Origin of the sequence: Aureispira sp. CCB-QB1, from assembly GCF_000724545.1 — a bacterium.
In the GTDB taxonomy this organism is placed as follows: Bacteria; Bacteroidota; Bacteroidia; order Chitinophagales; family Saprospiraceae; genus Aureispira.
Genome location: NZ_JHBV01000014.1, coordinates 89,658 through 112,043, shown reverse-complemented (window position 1 = coordinate 112,043; position 22,386 = coordinate 89,658). Strand labels below are relative to the sequence as shown.

The following is a 22,386-nucleotide window of genomic DNA, read 5'->3' as shown; positions in this document are numbered from 1 at the left end:
CAGATTTAAATAGATAAAAATTACTTATTGCCTGTTAACGACCACATAGTACAATATTCTTTCCCTACTAAAAAGGAAAAAATCAGCCCAAAGAACAAACAACCACAACCATCTGATTTTCAAACAAAAACCACATAAAAAACACTTATAAATTCTAAGAACAACCGCCTAAAAAAAACAAAAAAAGGTAGGGTACTCTTTCTTTTACTCGGTTTAGCTAGTAAATATTTCAAAATAAAAATCATTATTCAAAATCATGACAAACACTAAGTTTATTACCCCTACTACACTCTTCTTTCTCCTATTCATTTCGATGAATTTTAATGCTTTTTCTCAAAACAAAATATATGTAAACATCAACGCTTCAGGTGCTAATGATGGTACTTCTTGGGCAGATGCTTTTCAAGAACTTCAACCTGCTATTAATGCTGCCAATGCAGGAGATAGCATTTGGGTAGCAGCAGGAACCTATTACCCCACGCTTGCTGTCGATACAGATAACTCAGGAAGTACAATTGACCGAGAAAAAACATTTTATATCAGCAAAAATATTACGATACACGGTCAATTCCAAGGCACTGAAACTCTCTTCTCGCAACGCAACAAGGCACATCAAACCATTCTAAGTGGAGACATTGGACTTTCTTTAGATCCTACCGACAATGCCTTTCATGTGGTTTATTTTGATGGAACAACTGCCAATGGTCCGATTACCAATAGCGCTGTCTTAGACGGTTTTATCATTGAGCAAGGGCAGGCATCTGGCGCTAGTTTCCCACACAATTCGGGAGCTGGTATTTTTAATAACGGTCAAGGTATGGGCAATGGTTCTAATCCTCATTTAAACCAACTCATTATCAAACACAATAATGCTGACGATCATGGAGGAGCTATATACAATGATGGTAGCCAAGGTGGTGCTGCCGATTTGTTAGTAAATGCAAGTTTATTTGAGTTTAATGGTGCTCAATACGGAGCGGTTTGTTACAACAATGCAGCCTCAGGAGTAATCAACATTAATTTAACTCATAATAGCTATGAAAACAACACTTGTACAGAAGATGGAGCTGTTTTGTATAACAATGCAGATAATGGCTACATAGAGGCGACCTTAAACAACTCTTACTTCAAAATTAATATGGCTAATAATGGCGGTGTTTGTTACAACAATATTCTCAGTAGTGGTACCGCTTCTGTTAATTTCTCTTCTAACAAAACTTCCAGTAACCAAGTTATCAAAAATGGCGGAATTATCTACACCAATAACACACAAGGGACATACAACTTAACAGCAGAGGATAATGAATTTGAGACCAATAGAGCTGTAGATGGTGGTATTTTTTATGCCATTCATAACAATGGTAGTAGTAACTTGAATATCAACAACAACTTATTTAACACCATCGAAGCAGATAGTTCTGGAGGTATTTTTTACAATCAAGCTAGCAATAGTATCGTTGGTTTAAATATTGAAAATAATAAATTCACATCCATTTCTTCGTATAAATCTGGTGGTGTCTTGTACAATTCAGTTGACTCTTTTAGTATACTAGATTTGAGTTTTTCTAGTAATACCGTAGAAGGGTGTGGTAGTGTAAGCGGAGGAGTTATTTACAATACAACGACCAATGCTAGTATCAATCATTTATTTGAAAAAAACTTTGTTATCTTTTCTAATGGAACTATTTCTAGTACTGCCGATGGAGGAGTTATTTTTCAAGAAGCTATCTTAGGAGCAACTTCTTATTTCCTATCTAATTCGAATAGTTATATTAGCAATATGGTGAATTTTAGAGGAGGAGCTGTTTTTAATCGTTCCGATTCTAGTTGGTCCTACACAGCCTATATCAACGATATATTTGCTCGCAATAGTTCTGATAATTTCGGAGGAGCTCTTTGCAACGATATACTTAATGGTGGCGTTTTAAACACTCAAATTACCAACTCTAGCTTCCTAGATCAAGAAGCCACTATCGGAAAATCGTTTGTTGCATACAACCAAAATGTTGGAGGTTCAGCCCCTTCCATTACCAATATTAGCAATTCTATTTTTTGGCAATCTCAACCAACAACAGGTCCTTTAATCCACGAAATCACAACTGCTAATACATTGGTGGATCTAAATTATTCAATTTATTTTGATGGCAATATCGATAATAATGTCATCTTATCGCCTGATGTATCAGGAGCCAATAACTTAGACAGTGATCCACTTTTTACAAGTACTATGTTTGGAGACTTAACCCTACAAAACACCTCTCCTGCTATTGACGCTGGAAACAATGATAGTATTCCATCTATTTTTAACACCGACAACTACGGCTCTCCTCGTATCAACAACAACACCGTTGATATGGGCGCCACAGAATACCTAAATGGTCTTATTACATCCCCTCAAAGTTTCTATCAACTTCCTCAATGTAATGGCGATTCTGGTCTTGTTAATATTATCTTGATGGGAGGTACTGCGCCGTATACAATCAATGGCGTTCCTTCTACCATGCCAATAGGCGCTGTTATCGTAAATGATGTTGCAGGCAATTATCAATTTAACGTTGTTGATGCCAATGGACTAAGCAAAACAGTCAATGTAAACCTAACGGAACCAGATCCAATTGTCTTAACAACAGCAGCTTTTTCTAATGGTAGCGCAAGCGTTACCGCGACAGGAGGCACGGCTCCTTATACCTATCAATGGGATGATGCCAATCAGCAAACCAGTGATGTAGCGACAGGTTTAACAACGGGAACGTACACTGTTTTAGTAACAGATGCTAATGGCTGTACACAAACAGCAACCGTTAACATTAGTGTTGTCTCTAGCACTCAAACAATTGAAATGGACAATAAAAATTCGTTGAGCATCTTCCCAAATCCATCTAATGGTCAATTTAGCATCGTATTTGAGTTAGCTTCAGAGCAATCACTGCGCCCTACCCTATATAATTTACAAGGACAAGTAGTTTATGAATTTGCCCAAAAAACAGGGCAAAACGTCAATTATGAGGCAAATTTGGAACATTTATCAGCTGGAACTTATGTTTTAAGTACGTTTATAAGTGGTCAACAAGAAACACAATTCATTATTTTAAAATAAAAATGAAAATATTTTTTATTTTATAATGTATAATACTTAAATTTGTGTAGAAATTAATTTTTGCCAAAAAAAATAGTTCACTTAGTTCTTGGAGGAGGATTTAGTGTATATATCGCGAGCTTGGTGACGGAGGTCACCAAGCTTTTTAATTTTGGGCAGCAATACTCATAAAAAAGTCTGTCCAATTTACCTTTCCATAGTTTTTTCCCAATCGAACAATAATTAGATTTTTTTGAGGGTTAACATAAATGTATTGTCCAAGTATTCCTTGCGCCATAAAATCCCCATATCGACTGGGAATCCACCATTGGTATTGATAGTCTCTAGCCGCACCATCCGAAAAATCGTATCGAGTGGACTGATGTACCCAATTTTTTGATACAATTTGCTGTCCTTGCCAATTTCCTTCATTTAGATACAAACGACCAATTTTAGCAAAATCTCTCGCTCTTGCATTGAGGCAACAAAATGTTTTCTCCATCCCATTTTTCTTTTTATCAATACTCCAACTAGCATCGTACTCCATTCCTAAAGGATTCCATATTTTCTCTTGCAAATAATTCGTTATGCTTTGCCCTTTCAATGCCCGTTCCAATACCCACCCTAACAACTGAGTATTGCCACTGACATACTCCATGCTTTTACCTGGGCTTTGTTTTAAGGTTAATTTGCTCATATTTTTTCTCAAATTCAGTCCGTAATAAAATGTTGCCACATGTCCAAAAGGATTAAAATAACCTTCATTAAAATTCAATCCAGAAGTCATTTGAAGCAAGTGCTTGATGGTTACTTTTTCAAAACCATTTTGCTTCAACTCTGGGACATAATTCGTCATTGGTTCCTCTATTGACTGAATTAATCCATCATCTACAGCACAACCAATTAGAATAGACAAAACTGATTTTGCCATAGAAAAAGAAGGTACAATAGAAGCTTCTTCGTATTTATTGAAGTAGTTTTCATAGATAATGGTATCATTCTTAATAACCATAAAAGCCACTGTCTTATTCTTTGCTAACATAGCTTCTAAGCTATCTATTTTTGCGCCTTCTTTGTTAGGACGTTTCTCGAATGAGAAGGATGTTGTTGGTTTCTCTAATACTCTTTTAGGAAATTTCTTATGATCTTGAATGTCTGCGAAATTATAAAACACAAATCGACCTAAAGTACAAGAATCTAAAGTAATTAGGAGTAAAATAAATAGGCAACAATGTGCAATAGAAAAGTGAGGCTTTAACATAATGGCTGTTTTTAGTAATCGTTTTAAGTACTAGTAGTTCGTTGATTACCTACGGTGCTACTTCGTGGTAGTTCGCTTTGTTACTCCCTTTGGTCGTGAGCTCGCTATGCTCGGTTCGCTCATGACCTTGGGCTTTTGTGCTACTAGCACAAGCCTACTCGGCAAGCTTAGTTTTTTACTTTTTTAGCTCCCTGCGGTCGTGAGATCGCAAGCTTAGTTACCAAAAAGATAAAAAAGCACATTTATATTAGTTTAGCTTCGCTGCTACTGCGTGGTTTCAACGAACTATTGAAGTACGCTACAAAATAAATAAAATTCATTATCATTCTATTCATTATCATCGTTCTGTTTACAATAGCTCCAATTTGACATTCTTATTCTTTAAGTCTTGCGATAAACAACTCATCCTCTCTCCTAGTAACCTATTTCTTACTTTAGATTAAACAAATATTCAAAAATTGAACAAACATTCAATTTTTGGCTTTATTTTTGAACCTCCTAGCTTAACCGATTCTAATACATTAACAACCAATTGACTTGATTATGAAAATTTTATATTTATATCTATACCCCTTGTTTCTTGTTTTATGCCTACTTCTTCCTACTCTCCCCTTACAAGCTGCTTTGGTTCCTATTCAAAAAACAAATCAAACAACAAAGAAAAGAACCTATAAAAAACGACGAAAATGTCTAAGGAAACTTTCTTCTAAACAACACAAGCCTCTTCAATCTTACCGTTCTAAAAGTAAACAAAAGAAGCACCGCCGTCCAGATCAAAAAAATGACTACGAAGGTATTTGGGCTTTATTAATTTCTATTGTATCCATCTATTTTATTATTGCCATCACCTTAACCATCCTTGGTTTTGTCTTCATGCTTCCTGGTCTTTGGATTGCGGGAATAACCCTAATATTAGCTCCATTTATTGTTCTTCTATACTTTTTTATTAAAGGAGCTGTTGCTCAAAAAAAACATAGGGAAAAACCAACAAAAAAGAAAGCAGAGCAAAAAAACAAATAAGTCTCCCTCAACTAAAATGGAGCGATAAGAAATTCCTATCGCTCCATCTTTAAAAATAGACAATCTATCTATCGGTTATTTGAAAACCCACTTACCATTTCATTTTTAAATTAAACATCAAGAAAGCAATTTTATCTGCTTCCTCTTCGATGACTTTGGTAATTGGCTTTCCAGAACCATGTCCTGCTTTGCGATCTATTCGGATAATAATAGGCAGTTTTCCGATATTTTGATCTTGTAGTGCTGCACCAAATTTAAAGGAATGCGCTGGAACAACACGATCATCATGATCTGCTGTCATAACCATTGTGGCAGGATATTCGGCAGGCTTAACATTATGAACAGGCGAGTAACTCAACAGATTTTTATATTGAGTAGAATCATCGCTACGTCCATAATCCGATGCCCAAAAATGTCCAATTGTAAATTGGTGATAACGCATCATATCCAGTACGCCTACGATTGGCAAAGCCACTCGGTACAAATCTGGACGTTGTGTCATACAAGCACCAACCAATAAGCCACCATTAGAACGACCTTCAATAGCTAGTTTTTGAGAGGAAGTATATTTTTGTGCAATTAAAAATTCTCCAGCAGCAATAAAATCATCAAAGACGTTTTGCTTCTTTAGCTTGGTACCTGCTTCGTGCCATTCTTGCCCCATTTCGCCACCACCACGAATATTAGCAACAGCATAAATTCCACCTTTTTCTAAAAAAGGCAAACGTTTGAGTGCAAAGCTTGGCAAAATAGAAATATTAAAGCCGCCATAACCATACAATAACGTAGGATTGTTGCCATCTTTCTTTAGTCCTTTTTTGTATACGATACTAATCGGTATAGAAGTACCATCTTTTGAAGTATAATGCGTGTACTCAATTTCATAATCAGCGGGGTTAAAATCTACTTGTGGGCGTTTCCAGACTTCTGATTTTAATGTCTTGACGTTTACTTTACAAATGGTAGATGGCAATGTAAAGGAGGACATTGTAAAATAGCCCTCGGCATCTGCTTTTTTACCAGATACTCCACTCAAGGTAACAGGAGCTGTTTTGCTAATAATTTCAGGAATTTCAACATCTCCTACATAAGTCCCATTCATTTCATAAACCGACAAAACATTGGTAATTTCTTTGGTATAACGAGCCACCAAACGACCACCTCGAACTTGTACGCCATTCAAAGTTGCTCCTTTTTTCTGAGGAATCAACGGTCTCCAATTTTTAGCGGCTGGCTTTTCCAAATCAATTTCAATAACTTGATATTTGGGTGCTTGATAATTCGTATAGACCAACAATTTGTTCCCAATATTATCAATTACATAAAAATCATGTTTAAAATCATCAACCAATTTGATAAAGCTAGACGATTCTTCACTTGCTTTTTTGTAATACAAAGCATTGCCACTTGTCGATTCGGTTACCGTCAAAATCCAAATGCTTTCATCTTCTGTTACCGATACCCCATAATTTCGATTGGGCTGTGTACGATCTGCAAAAATTAGCTCATCATCAGCTTGATTGGTGCCAACTTTATGATAATATACTTGATGAAATTGATTTTTCTGTGTGAACTTATCTGTTCCACTATTATCGCCATAACGACTATAGAAAAAACCGTCTTTGTACCAAGCCAAACCAGAGTAACGCAACCACTCTACTTTATCTGTCAACTGTTTTCCTGTAGTTGCATCTTTGATGTATACCGTTCCCCAATCAGAACCTGATTCAGAAGTCCTATAAGCAGCAAATTTTCCATCTTTCGAAAAATTCAAGCCACTCAAAGAAATCGTTCCATCATCCGAAAACGTATTGGGATCAATAAACACCTTCGCCTCGCCATCCCAAGTATCCTTTCTATACACAACAGATTGATCTTGCTTCCCATCATTTTTATAAAAATATAACTTCCCTCCTTCCTTAAAAGGGGCAGATTCACGCTCATAGTCATACAACTTAGTCAAGCGTTTTTTGATGTCATCACGATAAGAAATTCCGCTTAGGTATACCTCGGCTAATTTGCTTTGAGCAGCAACCCATTTATTAACCTCCTTGTCCTCTTCCTCTGTAACCGCATCCTCTAGCCATCGGTAGGGATCTTTGACTTTTACACCAAAAAAGTCATCTTCTATAGCATCTTTTCTTGTCAATGGGTATTTCATCTTTATATTATCAGGATCTTCCAAGTAAGCTGTAGAATGTTGCGCAGGAACAGTATTGGGTACTTTTGAATGACTATCTACTGTTTCTGAATTATTTTTGTTTTTTTGATTACAGGCAACAACAGACAAAGCTAAGCTGAATATTAATACCTTATATTTCATATTATTTTCTAATTTAGGTGTACAAAAGCCTTTTTATCAATTCTTAAAGTATATTTTGGCAAAGGTCTTGCAACAATTTAATAGTTATTCGTTAATAAGACAAAAATAAGTATGTAATTTTGTGCGCATAGAACATTCATTTTATTGGTCTCGGTGCAACTATTTATACCTATCTAAAAACGTTCGTAGCCAAAATTCAACATTTAGACATACTCTTTAATACAATTAATCGACTATATGAGTTTTTTCATTTTAATATTTGGGATACTATCTTTTATCTTTCGCCCTCTACCTACTGCTACCGTTTCAGAACAAGAACCATCCAACCCTACTTTTTTGATTCCTATACAGCAAGATTCTACTCCACCCATTGGCAACAAAGGAGTGGTTAAAATAAAGGAATTAGAAAATCCAAAAAAAAGAAAAAAAGCAGCAAAAGCTCAAAAAAATAGTAGTCAACAAGTTGTTATAAAAAATAACAAATCTGCTTCAAAAAAAACAACCCCATCAAAACGTGTAACCGCTGCCAAAGCTAAGAAAAGCAACAAAAAGAAAAAGTCTCCGACAGTTGTTAGCCAAGTTGATACTAGTAAAACGCCTTCTAGCAATAATTCTAAAAAGAAACGTCCACAGCAAAAACTAAGCTCGGAAGAAGAAATTAAGTTATTAGCCAAAACGCCAACGATTACAACAGAAAATAAAATACATCCAGAAAGTGCCGAAAACTGTCGATTTGCTTTTGATGTTATTGATGAGTTTACAGGAGTACAAAAAAGAGGTCTAGATGCCCGTCCGTTTTTTACATACACTCCCGACGAATATAGAAAATTCATTCAAGAAGGGGATTTTATCCGTTGTGAAGGTTTTTTGAGTCAAAGCTCTGAAGGAGGAATGGCTTTGAACATTAATTTGTATGTGGCTAGTAGAGAAGCAAAACTAAAATTTGGCGCTATCAAAGCTAATTCTGCTATGGTCTTGCGAACGATGGAAGGAAAAGAATATTTTTTAATGACCTATCCAGGCGCAGCGCCACAAGTAGTTGATAATGTCACCTTTTATCAATGTAGCTTTGCTATCAATAAGAGCGATTTAAAGCAGCTTCAAAAAGCTGAAATTGATCAAGTCAAGATTTCTTTCCAAAAAGGTTTTCAAAGCTACGATGTGTTTTATTTAGATTTCTTGATGGATCAATTTCCTTGCTTTGAACAATAAATAGCATTTTGTTTATAACAATAGTTAGTTGCTCTGCTGCTGCTCCGTGGTTTAAGCACCCACGTAGTACCACCTAGTAGCAACGTAGTTAAACGAATACAAGATGCTTTTTTATGTTTTTCTATGAACCCAACCCGATCACGCAGCACAGCAAGTAACAAAGACGCACAAAGTAACAACGTAAAAAATCAATAGAGTATTCATTCAATAACTCCTTGTGCTTTCTCATATTTTTTTATTTTTACGCTCAAAGAGAAAATTTATTGTTAACAGATGCTATCCAGAACCTTTTTTGTCTCATAGCACTGATAAAAAATCAGCAAATAAACTATGCCATTTATCACAACCGATTTTCCTGGACTTATTGTTTTTGAACCAAAAGTTTTTGGAGACCATAGGGGATATTTTTACGAAAGCTACAACGCCAACCATTTTAAAGAAGGAGGAATTGACGCCATCTTTGTTCAGGATAACCAAGCTAGATCAACCTATGGCGTTTTGAGAGGGTTGCATTATCAACTAGGCGAACACGCTCAAGCCAAATTAGTTCGAGTGATTGAAGGTGCGGTCTTAGATGTTGTTGTCGATTTGCGAGAAGGCTCTCCTACCTATGGCAAATCTTATGCTATAGAATTGAGTGCTGAAAATAAAAAGCAACTTTTTGTTCCAAGAGGTTTTGCACATGGTTATGTTGTTCTATCTGAAACAGCAGAGTTTTTTTACAAATGTGATAATTTTTACAACAAAGAAAGTGAAGGTGGTTTGATTTATAATGACCCTCAACTAAATATTGATTGGAAAATTGATTTAAGCAAAGCACAATTGTCTGAAAAAGATTTGGTACTGCCTGTACTTGGACAACATCGAGGAAGTTTCACTTTTTAATACGTTGATATAAAATAACAAACATGAATATTCTAGTAACAGGCTCCAATGGGCAGGTTGGGAGTGAATTGCAGGCATTAGCAGATGCTTATCCTCAATTCTCCTTTATATTTGTAGATAAAAAAGACTTGGATATTGGTCATGAAGAAGCTGTTCATGCTTTCTTTGATACCCATAATTTTGATTACTGTATCAATTGTGCTGCTTATACAGCTGTTGACCAAGCAGAATCCGATACTGAAACGGCTTATCTTGTTAATGCAATGGGGGCTAAAAATTTAGCTACCGCCTGCAAAAAACACGCTACAAGATTGTTTCAAATTTCTACCGATTATGTCTATCATAATCATCAAAATACTCCTTTCAAGGAGCAAGATGTAACAAGCCCCAAAAGTGTGTACGGTCGTACCAAATTGGAAGGCGAAAAATTAGCCTTAGGCAATCATACTGAAACATTGATCTTGCGCACATCTTGGGTTTATTCCTCCTTTGGGAACAACTTTGTCAAAACGATGATTCGCTTGGGAAATGATAGAGATCAATTAGGAATTATCTTTGACCAAATTGGCAGCCCTACTTATGCTAGAGATTTGGCCAAAGCCATGTTGGACATTATCAACCAAAATCCTAAGGAATTTACAGGGATTTATCATTATAGTAATGAAGGCGTTTGCTCTTGGTTTGATTTTGCAACAGCGATTTTTGAATTAGAAAAAATTGATTGTCAAGTAAATCCTATCGAAACCAAAGATTATCCAACTCCTGCACAACGACCTCATTTTAGCTTATTGAACAAAGGCAAAATAAAAGCAACTTTTGGATTAGAGATTCCCTATTGGAGAGAGAGTTTAAAAGCTTGCTTAGAATTGTTATAATTCTACCCATTTCTGCTAAGTAAGTGGGCAGAAAAATATAGCTAAAAAATAGGCTTATTTTTAGTGCTAATTGATGAGGAACAGTGCAGCTTTACCTGCGGTGCTACTTCGTAGTAGCGGGCTAAAGCAAGATGTTTCGATGAAGAGTAGCGCAAAAAGCAGGTTGTTTTTCGTATAGTTTTTCTGAACGATTACTTATAACCTAGGTTTTATAGATTACAATGCTTCGTGGATTTATAAAACCTAGTCCTCACTCCTCTCTGGTTCTCTTCTATTCGGCTATAACAACTGCCTTTTTGGACTATCATAGAACGTCATCCGTTCTCAAAGTATCAAAATAAAACAAAAAATTAGTGGGTTACTATTGCTATACATTCTCTTTTTTATTAACTTGAATAGTCGTTGATAAAAGCCAATCTCCTTTTTTGTCCATTTACCAAACCATTAATAACCACAAACAATGCCTACGAACAATCCCAACAGACTACAACAAATGCAGCAAGTGCAACAACCCATTATACTCCAACAAGTGACTCCTGCTGTGAATGTGCAGCAAACCAAAACACCTAAGCCTGTTCTCAAAAAGAGTCTAAATTGGAGCAAAACTTCAGTACCTGGGCGTGATGCCAATGTGGAAACCCGTGCCAATGCATTGATAAAAGACATTCGAGAAAACTTATCCAACTTGCGTCATTTGCACAAAGCTTTGATGAATGCTAAAAGTGCTGAATTACCCTACCAAAAAGAGTATCTAAACAAAGCAGATGAATACAATCAACTCTTGGAAGAACTCAACGAGTTGGAACGTGGCAATATTACTCAAAGTACGGTCACCGAACTACAAATTATTACAGATAAACTTGCTTTTGATCGAGTAAGAATCGATGCTATTTTTCCCGAAATCACAGACAAAGCCATGCAAATGGATGAGCAAATTACGGTTATTGTCAATAAAATTGGATTTAAAGAATTTTATGATCAAGCAGAAGTAGAACTCAACCAGATCAAAGCTTCTGAACAAAAGATGATCTTAGAAGATAAAAAAAATAATGCGGATGATAACGATGACAATGCCAAAGCCTCCATTAGTTCTGCGGTTTATATGATTAGCATCTTTAACGAGATGAAAGAAAGTGAGAAACGCATCCTTGCCTTAAAAAAGGAAGATGAAGAGCGGGCTAAAAGGACTCAAAGAAGTTTCTTGGTTGGAATGGCACTTATCTTATTGGCTTTTATCATTCTACTGTTTACCTTATATAAAATGGAAGTCAGCTGGAAAAGTATTAAAGATTATCCATTATTAGGCATTCCTTTAGGTGTGTGTATTTGGAGTTTTATTGGGAGTTTCGCAGCCATGCTAACACAATTTTACAAAGAGCCTATTTACAACTTTGGAGATCCTCTAAAATGGGTTATCATTCGCCCTGTCTTGGGAATAGTTATGGGAGCAGCGATTTATTTAGCGTTGTTTAGTTTGGTCTTAACAGGCAAAAGTCAAAACGATTTATTGCCATTATTGGTTGCTTTTTTTGTTGGTTATAGCGACACCTTCACTTTTGACATTATGTCTAGCATTCAAGGAATTATCTCTAGCTTATTCAATTCCACCAACAGCGATGATATTAAGAATAACGTACAACCTGTATATATGATGGCAGCACAACAACCTGCGACAACAGTAGTAACAACACAGCCTGCTACTACCGTGGTAACCTCGGATGCCCATCATCAGGATACAGGTTCTACTAACAATGCCAATACAAACAACACCAATCCTTCCTCACCTCCTACCTCTGTTATTGAAAAACCCAATCCTTTGGATGATTTAAAAAAGCAAATGGACTTAGACCTAGACAAAGGAGCTGATGAATAATCAATCGTAGAACAACTTGAACCTCTATGCTCCAAATAGTAGCATTAGAAGTTCAAGTTGTTCGCTTGTTATCGAATGCCTTCTATATCCGCTTTAAATTTTTGAATCAATGTAGTGGTAAATCCTTCCATTACTTCCTGTTCTTCTTCATCTATCCCATTACTAGCTTTTGCCATCGCCTCCATTACGTCAATCATATTCTGATACTCTGGATTAGGACCAGCATAGGTACAATAGTCGAGTACTTTGGCATATATTTCGTCTATTGGGCGCTGTTTTTTACGCTCATAATTAAAAGACCATTTAATGTCTGCTGCCCAAGGATGTTCTGCTAAAACGTTTTCTAAGGCACTAATTTCTTCTTCTTGAATCAAACCATCTGCCATTGCTACGACATAAAGTAGTTCTCCAAATGCTTCGTATAATTTTTCGTGATTGTGTTCCATTTCTATTTTATTTAATGATTGGGTATTGGTATAATCCTATCTTATTATAAAACTATTTGTCATTGCTAGGCGACATCAACGCTTTTATTCCATTGATCAAACTTGCCCAGGAGAAATCGGCTTTGCGTGCTTGCACCCCTTTTCTGAATTCAGCAGCTCGGTTATTTTGATAAAAATTAACAATGCCATCTGCGACTTCCGTTGCATTATTAGGAGCGACGACATAACCTACCTTATTGTGTTCGACGACTTCTGGCAAACCTCCTACTTTGGTCACCAACATAGGGACTTCAAAATGATAAGCTAGTTGAGAAATACCGCTCTGAGTAGCCGTTCTATACGGCTGAACCACCATATCTGCGGCTCCAAAATATGCGCCTACTTCATCTTTAGGAATATAATCTGTTCGCAAAATTAGTAAATCGTGTAGATTGTGCTTTTCTATTAATTCTCGATAAACCGCTTCACTATCATAAAACTCTCCCGCCACAATTAATCGGACGCCTAAATTTCGAATCCTAGGATCCCCCATTGCCTCTAATAAGATATCCAGTCCTTTGTATTTTCTAATAAATCCGAAAAACAACAAATAAGGCTGTTCAAAAGGAATGTTCAACGCCACACAAGCCGTTTTTTTATCCCAATGCGCTCCGTAACTATCGTAGATAGGGTGTGGAATATATACTACCTTTTGTTGTTGGGTAATAAATGCTTGCAACTCGGCTTCTACAGAACGAGACATCACCACAAAACCATCTACGGGTTTGACAAAATACTTCGCAAAGGTCTTGTCTCCAATTCGTTTTTCGTGTGGAATTATATTATCAATAATAGAGACAATTTTAGTGTGTCGGTTCTTTTTTATCTGTCTTAGTATCGTTCCCAAGCAAGGTCCCATAAAAGGCAACCAAAATCGACAGACTACCAAATCTGGTTGCATCTTTCTGATTTTATTGCCAACAGCCAGCCAGTTAAAAGGATTCACGGAATTCATAGCAACGTCAATATCCAAATCAACAGGTTGAGGTTCTTCTGAGTATTGTGTTTTGCCAGGAAAAAGGAAATTAGGATACTGCAAACTAAACGTCACGATGTGTACGTCGTCACCCATCTCTATAAACTCTCTTGCAATCCGCTCATTGAACTCTGCCAGTCCTCCACGCAAAGGATGTGCTGGACCTATAATAACTATTTTCATTTTTTTTCATTTTTAACAACATAGGTCTCGCTAATAATATCATTCATACCTCGTTTATCGGTAAATACAATCATCCATAAACCCAAAAACGTTATGGTTGCAACTATACTAGCTCCTAGGCGTCCCAATGCTCTTAACAAAGTCATCCGTTCTCCTTTTTTATTAACCACTTTTATAGAAACGATAAATTTTCCAACGGATGCCTGTAATTTACTTGATTCAAATAAAGGATAATAAAGCAATAGGCTTCCATAATACAAAATTTCATGAATTAAAAGCGCACTGCTGCTAGGCAAAATTAGGCTAATAATACTATCCAAACCAGCAATAAATACACTAATAATGATGATTACTATTAAATCAAAAAAGAAAGCAATCATACGCAATGTTGCTCCCACAGAAATCAATTGTGCTTCTTCTTTGGGCAAAGTATGATTTACCGACCATTCATCCAATAACTCATCACTCATAAAAATTACCTTCTTTATCGCTCCACAACATAAGTATCTACAATTAAATCGTGCAAGCCTCTTTTTTTGCTTGTAAAAGCAATCATAACAAAACCAAGATAAGCAATGCTACAAGACAACCCTTTTGCCAAAAGTCGAAGCAATGCCTGTCCAAAATTCAAGCCTTCTCCTTTTGAATCAACTACTTTTATTCCAAAAATTTGCTTGCCAATAGATGCTTGCCACTTGCTAGACTCCATCAGTGGAAAATATAAAAAAGAAATTGCTGCAGTTCCAAAATAGTCTACTTCATTAATAATCGTTGGTATTACAAGACCTACCATTCCAAGGATAGCACTCCAAAATGAGTGTATAATTGAAAGTATGATTAAATCTAAAAGAGCAGCTCCTAAGCGTGTCCAAAAGCCAATATAAATTTGCGTTTTGGATGCTTCTTCTAAATAGTCTAAGTCGTCTAGTAATTCCGTATTCATTTTTGATTTTTATGCTCTATTACATACGTTCCTAGAATGCCCCCATAATTTTGAGTCTTATTGGTTAGTAGAAGCACTAATAAAATCGGACTTAACGACAGTTTGACAACAAATCTTGCCAAAGCATGCCCAAATCCTATTCGATGTTTTTGATGACCGACTACTTTTATTCCAATCCATTGCTTGCCAATCGTCCCTTGCCGTAGACTACTCTCTCCTATCGCAAAGTAACAAGCAATACCAAGATAAGATAGCAACTGTAAGTATTGGTACAAAAAAGAGGATTCGGTCATTATCAAGATCAAATCACTAAACAAAACATACACACTCATTAATAGGAATACATCAATTCCCATTGCCAACAATCGTTGTTTAAAAGAAGCATGAACCATTTGGTTTTCAAACAAAGAAGTTTGATTATCATCTAACAATTCATCTCCTTCCATTTATTTATTTTTTCAAATCTTCCTGTATTAAAGTTCTTTGCTTTTCCAAAAGAGCTTCTAGCACGTCTAAATTGACCTTTCCCATCGTTTTGTGTTTATCCAATCCAAGAAATTGATCAACGCCATATTGGTTTCTTGTCGGTGCATTTCGAGCAACCAATTCAGCTAAGAAGCCAGTCAAAAACAACTGGGTTCCCATAATCATACAAGTCAAGGCAATATAAAAATAAGGCGAATTGGTCACTAGAGGCATTGGAGCACCTTGTCCCAAATAATACAATTTGGTAAAACCTATAATTGCTGCCGAAACAAATCCTAGTGCAAATAAAATACCTCCCCAAAGACCAAATAAATGCATGGGACGCTTCCCAAAACGACCAACAAACATAATTGAAAGCAAATCTAATGGTCCTCTGATGAAACGAGCTGGTCCAAACTTAGTCTCACCATGTACTCTAGCTTGATGTTTGACTGCTTTTTCGCCGATTTTAGTAAAACCTGCATTATGAGCAATAACAGGAATATAACGATGCATTTCACCGTATACTTCTATATTTTTAACAACAGTTTTTCGATAAGCTTTTAATCCACAATTAAAGCCATGCAATTGAATGCCAGACATTTTTCGGGTCGTCCAATTATAAATTTTGCTGGTATTGTTTTTGATAAACGAGTCGAAACGCTTTTGTTTCCATCCCGAAACCAAATCATAGCCTTCTTCCGTCACCATTCGATACATTTCGGGCAATTCATCGGGAGAATCTTGTAAATCTGCATCCATGGTAAACACCACATCTCCTATGGCTGCTTTAAATCCCTCACTTAGCCCTGCCGACTTACCGTAGTTTCGACGAAACTTCAGACCTTTAACATTAGGATTTAAACGCCTTAGCCCTTCTATTACCTCCCATGAGTTATCGGTACTTCCATCATCTATAAAAATGACTTCATAAGAAAAATGATTCGCTTCCATCACCCTCCGAATCCAAGCTTCTAGTTCTGGCAAAGATTCGCTTTCATTTAATAATGGAATGACGATTGATATATTTGGATTCATCTGTATTTTGGTTCGTTTTTAATAAATCTGGTACTGCATCAAACTTCCTCTTTTACATTTCTAGCCAATAAAGCTACTGTAAAGCTAATCATAATCCCCCAAAAAAAGCTGTACAAAAAATTGCTCTGTACTTGCCCTCCTGTCGTAAATAAATATCCAACATGGTTGTTTATATTCAAATCTAGCCCCCTCTGAATGGTATCAATTGCCCCAGGTGTAATGGTATCTCTATTCCAAGTTTCAGCAATATAACGACGCATCATTTTTTCGTAATGCATGGTTCTATATTGTTGTTCATAATTATCCGTATACATTGGATTTAGATAATCACAATACAACCAAGTACTAATAGCTATAAAAATTGCCAAAAAAGCAGTAGTTATCATTCCTATTTTGAACCCTTCCAAAAAACTTAAATAACCATTGTTGCTTCCTTTGCGAAGGACAATACTTAAGATAACAAAAAACACCAAAATTCCTCGAAACCACCACTCTGAAATGGAGGTAAAATCCAAACCTCCCAAATGAATTAAATAAACTCCCAATAGGTACAAAAGCCCTCCAACTGCGGCAAATTTTAATCCATGTTTTACTATATCCATAATTTTAATTCTCTTTAAACTTTCAATACTTCGTGAAATCGCAAGCTTAGCTAGCCGCACAGCTAATTACTAAACTTTATAACCTTTTGATAGTAGCAGGCTTTTTCGGGCTGCCAAAATTCCTAACAAGTATTTTAATAATCAGGTCGATCTCGTTTAAAAAACAAAGCTGTTACAAAAGCAACCAATAGCCCAATTAACAATTCTATTAAAATCCCAATTGGATCACGCAAGCTAGGTCCAAATTCTCCTTCTCTATATTTTGCAATTTTTTGCTCAATGATTTCTTGTGTATCATTAGAAAAATCTTGGAAGTTTTTATATACCTCTACACTAGCATCTCGAACCAGTTCAATTAGAGTCGGGTCATAATAGTTAAATAGGAAATAGACAAAAGCAAATTTTATAAAATAAGCAATGGCATATGTTCTAAAACCAATTTGTAACAACTCCCCAAACGAAGCAAAATCACCACTATCGTCTATTTTTTCGGGATGTTCCTCCTTCAAATCTTCAATACTTCGCACGGTTAAAGTTGTCTGTCGTTCTTGCTGTATAGCATAAATTACTGTCAACACAAACAATAACAATGTAAATCGCTCATAGCCATCAACCAATAACGTTGGATCGATGACATATAATAAGGTGATAAACATCATGGATAAAAATCCAGCCATCACCCCTAATCTTGTACTTCTAGTCATTCTATTAATTTAATCATTTGCAACTTGAAGCAACCATGTTATTGGCTACCCAAGTACCTTCTTTTCAAAACACATAAAAGGATGTTTCCATTTTGTCCCCAAAGATATAGTTTCTTTAGTGCTTTGATAGCCTAGTTGTCGATAAAATTTCAAGAGACCTGTATTTATACTATAAGCGTCCAAGCGAATAGCCGTGTAAGCATTTTTTTGAGCATATTCTTCGGCAAATAGCATCAATTTTTGAGCATAGCCTTTTCGTTGTTGATCGACAGCTATTGCCAAACGATGCACAACCAAACAGCTTTCATTAGGATACTGCCAATCAACGGCATCATATTGTTGCGGCTGTACTGCATCTAAAACAATTACGCCTAACAATCGTTCGTCATCCAACAATGAAAATGACGCCTCTCTTTTAATGTCTTGTTGAATGAGCTCTACAGGTGGATAAAAATCTCCCCAGTTGTCAAATCCATGTTCAAGCATTTTCTGTCCACAAGCTCTATACAAGTTGATTATCTCATTTAACTGAGATAGATTTGTTTTTTTTATTTCTAGCATCGTTTTGTTCCTATTCAATAGGTATTATAATAAAAGCCATTCACAATGCTGTGAATGACCTCATGCTTATCATTTCATCAATGAATTAGATGATCATAATCTGAATTCTCTACTTCTGGAGGTTTGTAAAAGATACGCAACAAAACCGTTGCCAAACCACAATACGCAAGTGGAGCCCAAAATGCAGCAACAAAAGCAGAAGGTCTATTGCCAATCACATCGAACAATGCCGCTCCAGTTAAAACAGAAAAAACATACAGCAATAAGGCGAACAAAATTAAAGCTCTTTTGGCAAGTTTAGTTCTATGGATAGCTACAAATATTATCAAAAAAACAATAGGACCACCAAATCCTAGAACAACGGGCTCTAATCCATCAAAAAAAACTGGTGCATCTAAGAAATGTCTTTGATTAAGTACTTCCTCCATCTTGTTTTCTAATATTGTGCCGTCCTATACTGTCTGATTTTCACTCATCCCCCCCATAAACAATTGCTATTTTGCAGGAGTTAGAATTTGCTCATAAATTGTTTTATCCGCCAACATAGTTTGTGCCGCCTTAATTTCCTCATCCAAACGCACTCCTGTTTCCAAAGAGCCTTTTTCGTAATAATAACGGGTAACAATATAACGTTGTAACAAGTGCATCAAGCGTCCTTTTTGTTTCCTCAATTCTTCTTCTCCAGAAGTAGACAACACCTCTTTGATGTCCTCCAATTCAGATGCTAAGACTTGAGCATAAGCTTCTTTTTCTGCCTTTGTTTCAAGTTGTTCCAACAACATTTCCGTTTCTGTTTTGTAGACATATCCTCTTTCTTTTAGAAACATCAAAAATGCTTCAAAATCTTCGTCTGTCAATTCAAATTCACTTGGCTTCGCAATGGTTTTATTTTTCAATTCATAGGCTGCGGCAAAATCAAACAAGTATAAGTCTTTGTTTAAGGTAGACATAATTTTTAGAAACGCAGTATTATCGACAAACACATCGGGCTTAATTCCTCCACCAGCGTAAACGGTGCGTCCTCCCATTGTTTCGTAAGAAGCTTGGAGCGAATCGGGTATCTGTTCTGGTTTTCCATTTTTATATCGCAACGCTTGAATACAACGACCACTAGGAATATAGTAACGAGCTGTTGTTAACTTAATCTTAGCACCAAAACTCAGATTTCTCGTATTCTGAACCAAACCTTTTCCATACGATCGTTGCCCAACAATAACTCCCCTGTCCAAATCTTGAATCGCCCCTGCTACAATCTCTGATGCAGAAGCAGAAGAACGATCGATCAAAACACAAACAGGTATTTCATTATCAATAGGGTTGTTTAACGTGCGAAATACTTGCTGTGTAGCCTTGTCTCGACCTTTAATTTGTACCACCATAGATCCTTTGTCTAAAAATACATTGGCGACATTGACCGCCTCTGTCAACAGCCCCCCTGTATTACCACGCAAATCTAAAATGACTCCTTTTACCTCGTGGTTTTCCTTAAGTGTAGTCAATGCATTTGCCACATTCTTGCCCGCATTTTCTGAAAAAGAATTCAGAACGATGTAGGCGGTATTATCTTCTAACATTCCATAATAAGGAGTATTGGTTACGTTTATCTCCTCTCTCGTTAGTGTAAACGACAACGGCTTTGCAACTCCTTCACGAGCCACTTTTATTGTCACTTCAGAATTAGGTACACCTCTCATTTGAGTGCTAATATCGCGCATACTAGCACCAACAACACTTCTTCCATTGATCTCTAACATTTTGTCTCCTACTTTTAATCCTGCTTTCTGGGCGGGACCATTCTCATAAGGCAATGAGATAATAATATGCTCTTTTCCTTTTAGAATAGAAGCGCCTACTCCTCCATACTTGCCTGTTATTGTAGAACGAAACTGTGCCACCTCATCAGCGGGGATATAAGTCGTATAAGGGTCCAAGCTATTCAACATAGCATTTACTCCCGTTTCCATCAAATGTTCTGGATCAACCTCATCTACATAAAACGTATTTAACTCACGATAAATGTTAGAAAAAATTTCTAGATTTTTAGCAATTTCAAAATCATTGAGTTCTGTGGAAATTCCCAGCAGACCAAATACCATGATCAAACTAAGTACTATTTTATTCTTAAATTGATGTATCAAGTTCATATAACAAGATTATTTTCGATTGGAAGGTAGGTTTACAAATTAAAAACGTAAAATCAGAAAGGTTTGTGACTAAGTGCCTAGTCTGCTAAGGTTTTAATAATTTTTCAAAACGTGCTTTATCTTTGAATAGTTTGATAGCTTCAGCAACATCTTTGTCCCTAGCCAGACGGTTTTCTACTTGCCCTGTCATATAATAATAACGACCGACAATTTCCTGTTCTAAATACTGTTTTACTTCCAGTTTATTTTTTTGGAAACTATTCGCCTTTTCTGCTTTAATTTTTGCTGCTGTCTTCTCAAATTGTGCTACTAACTCTTGATAAGTTCCTTCTTTTTGAGCCTGCGCTTTTAGCTTGTCCAATGCTTTTTCCGTATTGGTTTGATACTTGAGCCATTTGTCTGTCGCATATAAGACAAAATCATTAAAAGCCTCCTCTGACAAACTAAACTCCTTAGCAGCAATAATAGAGTCGTGCTCGTCTCGGTATTTATTCGCATAATCAAAAATGAGATTTTCTTTGATAAGCGCACTTAACAAAACACTTTTTTCAGGCTCTTTGACCAAAAAATCTGGCTCTAGTCCTTTTCCATCGTACACTTTTCGACCACTCTTAGTAACAAATTCTTGACGCAGAGAATCAGCTACTTTTACAGACACTCCATCTTTATAATTTAATGCCTGCACACAACGCCCACTAGGAATATAGTATTTTGCCGTTGTTAATTTGACCTTAGAGCTATACCCTATATCTTTTGTATTTTGCACCAGACCTTTGCCAAATGAATTACGACCAACCAACACCGCTCTATCCAAATCTTGCAACGCCCCTGCTACAATTTCTGAGGCAGAAGCAGAGCTACCATTCATTAGCACAATTAGCGGAATTTCAGTATCAATCGGTGCATTCAAAGTCTTAAAAGAGCGATCCCACTCAGGAATCTTGGCCTTGGTGTAAACAATCTCATTCCCTTTGTCTAAAAATATATTACAAATATTTACGGCCTCTATCAAAAAACCACCACCATTGTCTCTTAAATCAAGAATCACCTGTTTAGGGTTGTGCTCTGACTGCAATGCTTTAAAAGCATCTTGTACATTTCCCCCAGCCCTTTGAGAGAATGTTGTCAAGACGATATAACCAGTTTCATCATCCAACATACCATAGTAAGGCACATTTTTTTTCGTTACTTTAGTACGTTCAATGGTCAACTCTCTTACTTTACCTGTCGAAGGGCGCATTACCTCTATCGTCACTTTGGTACCAGCTTTTCCCTGTAGAGTTTGAGAAACATCCTCTATTTTTCGATTTAACAATGCTGTGCCATCTATTTTAAGCAAAACATCTCCAACCCTCAAGTCATTCTCTTCCGCTGGAGTATCCTCTACCAATTCTTTGATCACAATTTGTTCATCATTCTTGGTCAATTCAATACCAATACCATCCCATCCTCCTTTTACCCCCATTTTCACCTGTACCATTTGGGCTTCAGAAAAATAGTTGGTGTAAGGATCCATGTGCCCCAACATGCTATCAATTCCGATTCGCATAAGTTGGTTGGGATCTGTTTCATCGACATATTGATTATTAATAATGCGATAGGCCGCCGCAAAATTCTCCATACTTTGAGAAATTTTTAGAAATCGACCACTAGTGGCCAATGCCACACCACCACCGATGAGTAAGAGTAACAGCCATTTAGTTTGGAGATACTTTTTCATATATATAGTTTAATTAGTACTTCGTAGATTAGCTTCGCTG

General features: G+C 36.4%; 19 protein-coding genes and 1 pseudogene. 6 read left to right on the top strand and 14 right to left on the bottom strand.

What is annotated here, in order from left to right:
- The first annotated feature begins 256 nt into the window (after window positions 1–256).
- Entirely contained in the window at window positions 257–3,097 is a 2,841-nt protein-coding gene (locus CG11_RS05515; protein ID WP_052593954.1) for a T9SS type A sorting domain-containing protein, read from the top strand.
- Window positions 3,098–3,242: 145 nt separating this feature from the next.
- On the opposite strand, the gene CG11_RS05510 is transcribed toward CG11_RS05515, so the two are convergent.
- Window positions 3,243–4,337, bottom strand: coding sequence for a serine hydrolase (locus tag CG11_RS05510; RefSeq protein ID WP_052593952.1), 1,095 nt, complete (start codon window positions 4,335–4,337; stop codon window positions 3,243–3,245).
- Window positions 4,338–4,880: 543 nt separating this feature from the next.
- Here CG11_RS05510 and CG11_RS05505 point away from each other — a divergent pair.
- Window positions 4,881–5,357 (top strand): hypothetical protein, encoded by a 477-nt coding sequence (locus tag CG11_RS05505; RefSeq protein WP_052593951.1) that lies wholly within the window; start codon window positions 4,881–4,883, stop codon window positions 5,355–5,357.
- Window positions 5,358–5,448: 91 nt separating this feature from the next.
- Here the strand turns inward: CG11_RS05505 and CG11_RS05500 are convergent, their stop codons facing one another.
- The gene (locus CG11_RS05500; protein WP_081909472.1) at window positions 5,449–7,680 is read right to left on the bottom strand and encodes a prolyl oligopeptidase family protein; all 2,232 of its coding nucleotides are present in this window, start codon (window positions 7,678–7,680) and stop codon (window positions 5,449–5,451) included.
- A gap of 237 nt (window positions 7,681–7,917) precedes the next feature.
- Here CG11_RS05500 and CG11_RS05495 point away from each other — a divergent pair, with 237 nt between their 5' ends.
- From CG11_RS05495 to CG11_RS05480, 4 genes are all read left to right on the top strand, one after another.
- Complete coding sequence (locus CG11_RS05495; RefSeq protein WP_052593949.1) at window positions 7,918–8,892, top strand: hypothetical protein; 975 nt, start codon at window positions 7,918–7,920, stop codon at window positions 8,890–8,892.
- 330 nt (window positions 8,893–9,222) lie between these two features.
- Window positions 9,223–9,777 carry a dTDP-4-dehydrorhamnose 3,5-epimerase gene (gene rfbC, locus CG11_RS05490; RefSeq protein WP_052593947.1) on the top strand — a complete coding sequence of 185 codons (555 nt, stop codon included), beginning with the start codon at window positions 9,223–9,225 and terminating at the stop codon, window positions 9,775–9,777.
- A 23-nt stretch (window positions 9,778–9,800) separates the two neighbouring features.
- Entirely contained in the window at window positions 9,801–10,652 is an 852-nt protein-coding gene (gene rfbD, locus CG11_RS05485; RefSeq protein WP_052593945.1) for a dTDP-4-dehydrorhamnose reductase, read from the top strand.
- Between the two features lie 460 nt (window positions 10,653–11,112).
- Window positions 11,113–12,525 carry a hypothetical protein gene (locus CG11_RS05480; RefSeq protein WP_052593944.1) on the top strand — a complete coding sequence of 471 codons (1,413 nt, stop codon included), beginning with the start codon at window positions 11,113–11,115 and terminating at the stop codon, window positions 12,523–12,525.
- 68 nt (window positions 12,526–12,593) lie between these two features.
- Here the strand turns inward: CG11_RS05480 and CG11_RS05475 are convergent, their stop codons facing one another.
- From CG11_RS05475 to CG11_RS05420, 12 genes and pseudogenes are all read right to left on the bottom strand, one after another.
- Window positions 12,594–12,971: a TerB family tellurite resistance protein gene (locus tag CG11_RS05475; RefSeq protein ID WP_052593942.1), complete on the bottom strand. Its 378-nt coding sequence runs from the start codon at window positions 12,969–12,971 to the stop codon at window positions 12,594–12,596.
- 52 nt (window positions 12,972–13,023) lie between these two features.
- Entirely contained in the window at window positions 13,024–14,169 is a 1,146-nt protein-coding gene (locus CG11_RS05470; protein ID WP_052593939.1) for a glycosyltransferase, read from the bottom strand.
- Entirely contained in the window at window positions 14,166–14,639 is a 474-nt protein-coding gene (locus CG11_RS05465; RefSeq protein ID WP_052593937.1) for an RDD family protein, read from the bottom strand. The genes CG11_RS05470 and CG11_RS05465 overlap by 4 nt, the downstream gene beginning before the upstream one ends.
- A gap of 14 nt (window positions 14,640–14,653) precedes the next feature.
- Window positions 14,654–15,112, bottom strand: coding sequence for an RDD family protein (locus CG11_RS05460; protein WP_052593936.1), 459 nt, complete (start codon window positions 15,110–15,112; stop codon window positions 14,654–14,656).
- Window positions 15,109–15,558, bottom strand: a complete 450-nt coding sequence (locus CG11_RS05455; protein ID WP_052593933.1) for an RDD family protein — start codon at window positions 15,556–15,558, stop codon at window positions 15,109–15,111. Before CG11_RS05455 ends, CG11_RS05460 begins: the two co-directional genes overlap by 4 nt.
- Before the next feature lie 106 nt (window positions 15,559–15,664).
- Window positions 15,665–16,615: pseudogene (locus tag CG11_RS05450) on the bottom strand (glycosyltransferase family 2 protein); the annotation flags it as partial.
- Window positions 16,616–16,653: 38 nt separating this feature from the next.
- Complete coding sequence (locus tag CG11_RS05445) at window positions 16,654–17,217, bottom strand: DUF4199 domain-containing protein (RefSeq protein WP_052593931.1); 564 nt, start codon at window positions 17,215–17,217, stop codon at window positions 16,654–16,656.
- 134 nt (window positions 17,218–17,351) lie between these two features.
- The gene (locus tag CG11_RS05440; RefSeq protein ID WP_052593929.1) at window positions 17,352–17,921 is read right to left on the bottom strand and encodes a DUF4199 domain-containing protein; all 570 of its coding nucleotides are present in this window, start codon (window positions 17,919–17,921) and stop codon (window positions 17,352–17,354) included.
- A gap of 45 nt (window positions 17,922–17,966) precedes the next feature.
- Entirely contained in the window at window positions 17,967–18,482 is a 516-nt protein-coding gene (locus CG11_RS05435; RefSeq protein WP_052593927.1) for a GNAT family N-acetyltransferase, read from the bottom strand.
- 77 nt (window positions 18,483–18,559) lie between these two features.
- Entirely contained in the window at window positions 18,560–18,910 is a 351-nt protein-coding gene (locus CG11_RS05430) for a hypothetical protein (protein ID WP_052593925.1), read from the bottom strand.
- Between the two features lie 66 nt (window positions 18,911–18,976).
- Window positions 18,977–20,626, bottom strand: coding sequence for a S41 family peptidase (locus CG11_RS05425; RefSeq protein ID WP_063833019.1), 1,650 nt, complete (start codon window positions 20,624–20,626; stop codon window positions 18,977–18,979).
- 85 nt (window positions 20,627–20,711) lie between these two features.
- Window positions 20,712–22,346: a S41 family peptidase gene (locus CG11_RS05420; protein ID WP_052593921.1), complete on the bottom strand. Its 1,635-nt coding sequence runs from the start codon at window positions 22,344–22,346 to the stop codon at window positions 20,712–20,714.
- Window positions 22,347–22,386 lie beyond the last annotated feature (40 nt).

Coding starts and splice junctions, on each gene's coding strand:
- CG11_RS05500 (WP_081909472.1), bottom strand. CDS start 7,680: ATGAAATATAAGGTATTAATATTCAGCTTAGCTTTGTCTGTTGTTGCC.
- CG11_RS05515 (WP_052593954.1), top strand. CDS start 257: ATGACAAACACTAAGTTTATTACCCCTACTACACTCTTCTTTCTCCTA.
- CG11_RS05455 (WP_052593933.1), bottom strand. CDS start 15,558: ATGGAAGGAGATGAATTGTTAGATGATAATCAAACTTCTTTGTTTGAA.
- CG11_RS05470 (WP_052593939.1), bottom strand. CDS start 14,169: ATGAAAATAGTTATTATAGGTCCAGCACATCCTTTGCGTGGAGGACTG.
- CG11_RS05465 (WP_052593937.1), bottom strand. CDS start 14,639: ATGAGTGATGAGTTATTGGATGAATGGTCGGTAAATCATACTTTGCCC.
- CG11_RS05440 (WP_052593929.1), bottom strand. CDS start 17,921: ATGACTAGAAGTACAAGATTAGGGGTGATGGCTGGATTTTTATCCATG.
- CG11_RS05475 (WP_052593942.1), bottom strand. CDS start 12,971: ATGGAACACAATCACGAAAAATTATACGAAGCATTTGGAGAACTACTT.
- CG11_RS05460 (WP_052593936.1), bottom strand. CDS start 15,112: ATGAATACGGAATTACTAGACGACTTAGACTATTTAGAAGAAGCATCC.
- CG11_RS05435 (WP_052593927.1), bottom strand. CDS start 18,482: ATGCTAGAAATAAAAAAAACAAATCTATCTCAGTTAAATGAGATAATC.
- CG11_RS05505 (WP_052593951.1), top strand. CDS start 4,881: ATGAAAATTTTATATTTATATCTATACCCCTTGTTTCTTGTTTTATGC.
- CG11_RS05420 (WP_052593921.1), bottom strand. CDS start 22,346: ATGAAAAAGTATCTCCAAACTAAATGGCTGTTACTCTTACTCATCGGT.
- CG11_RS05430 (WP_052593925.1), bottom strand. CDS start 18,910: ATGGAGGAAGTACTTAATCAAAGACATTTCTTAGATGCACCAGTTTTT.
- CG11_RS05510 (WP_052593952.1), bottom strand. CDS start 4,337: ATGTTAAAGCCTCACTTTTCTATTGCACATTGTTGCCTATTTATTTTA.
- rfbD (WP_052593945.1), top strand. CDS start 9,801: ATGAATATTCTAGTAACAGGCTCCAATGGGCAGGTTGGGAGTGAATTG.
- rfbC (WP_052593947.1), top strand. CDS start 9,223: ATGCCATTTATCACAACCGATTTTCCTGGACTTATTGTTTTTGAACCA.
- CG11_RS05495 (WP_052593949.1), top strand. CDS start 7,918: ATGAGTTTTTTCATTTTAATATTTGGGATACTATCTTTTATCTTTCGC.
- CG11_RS05425 (WP_063833019.1), bottom strand. CDS start 20,626: ATGAACTTGATACATCAATTTAAGAATAAAATAGTACTTAGTTTGATC.
- CG11_RS05480 (WP_052593944.1), top strand. CDS start 11,113: ATGCCTACGAACAATCCCAACAGACTACAACAAATGCAGCAAGTGCAA.
- CG11_RS05445 (WP_052593931.1), bottom strand. CDS start 17,217: ATGGATATAGTAAAACATGGATTAAAATTTGCCGCAGTTGGAGGGCTT.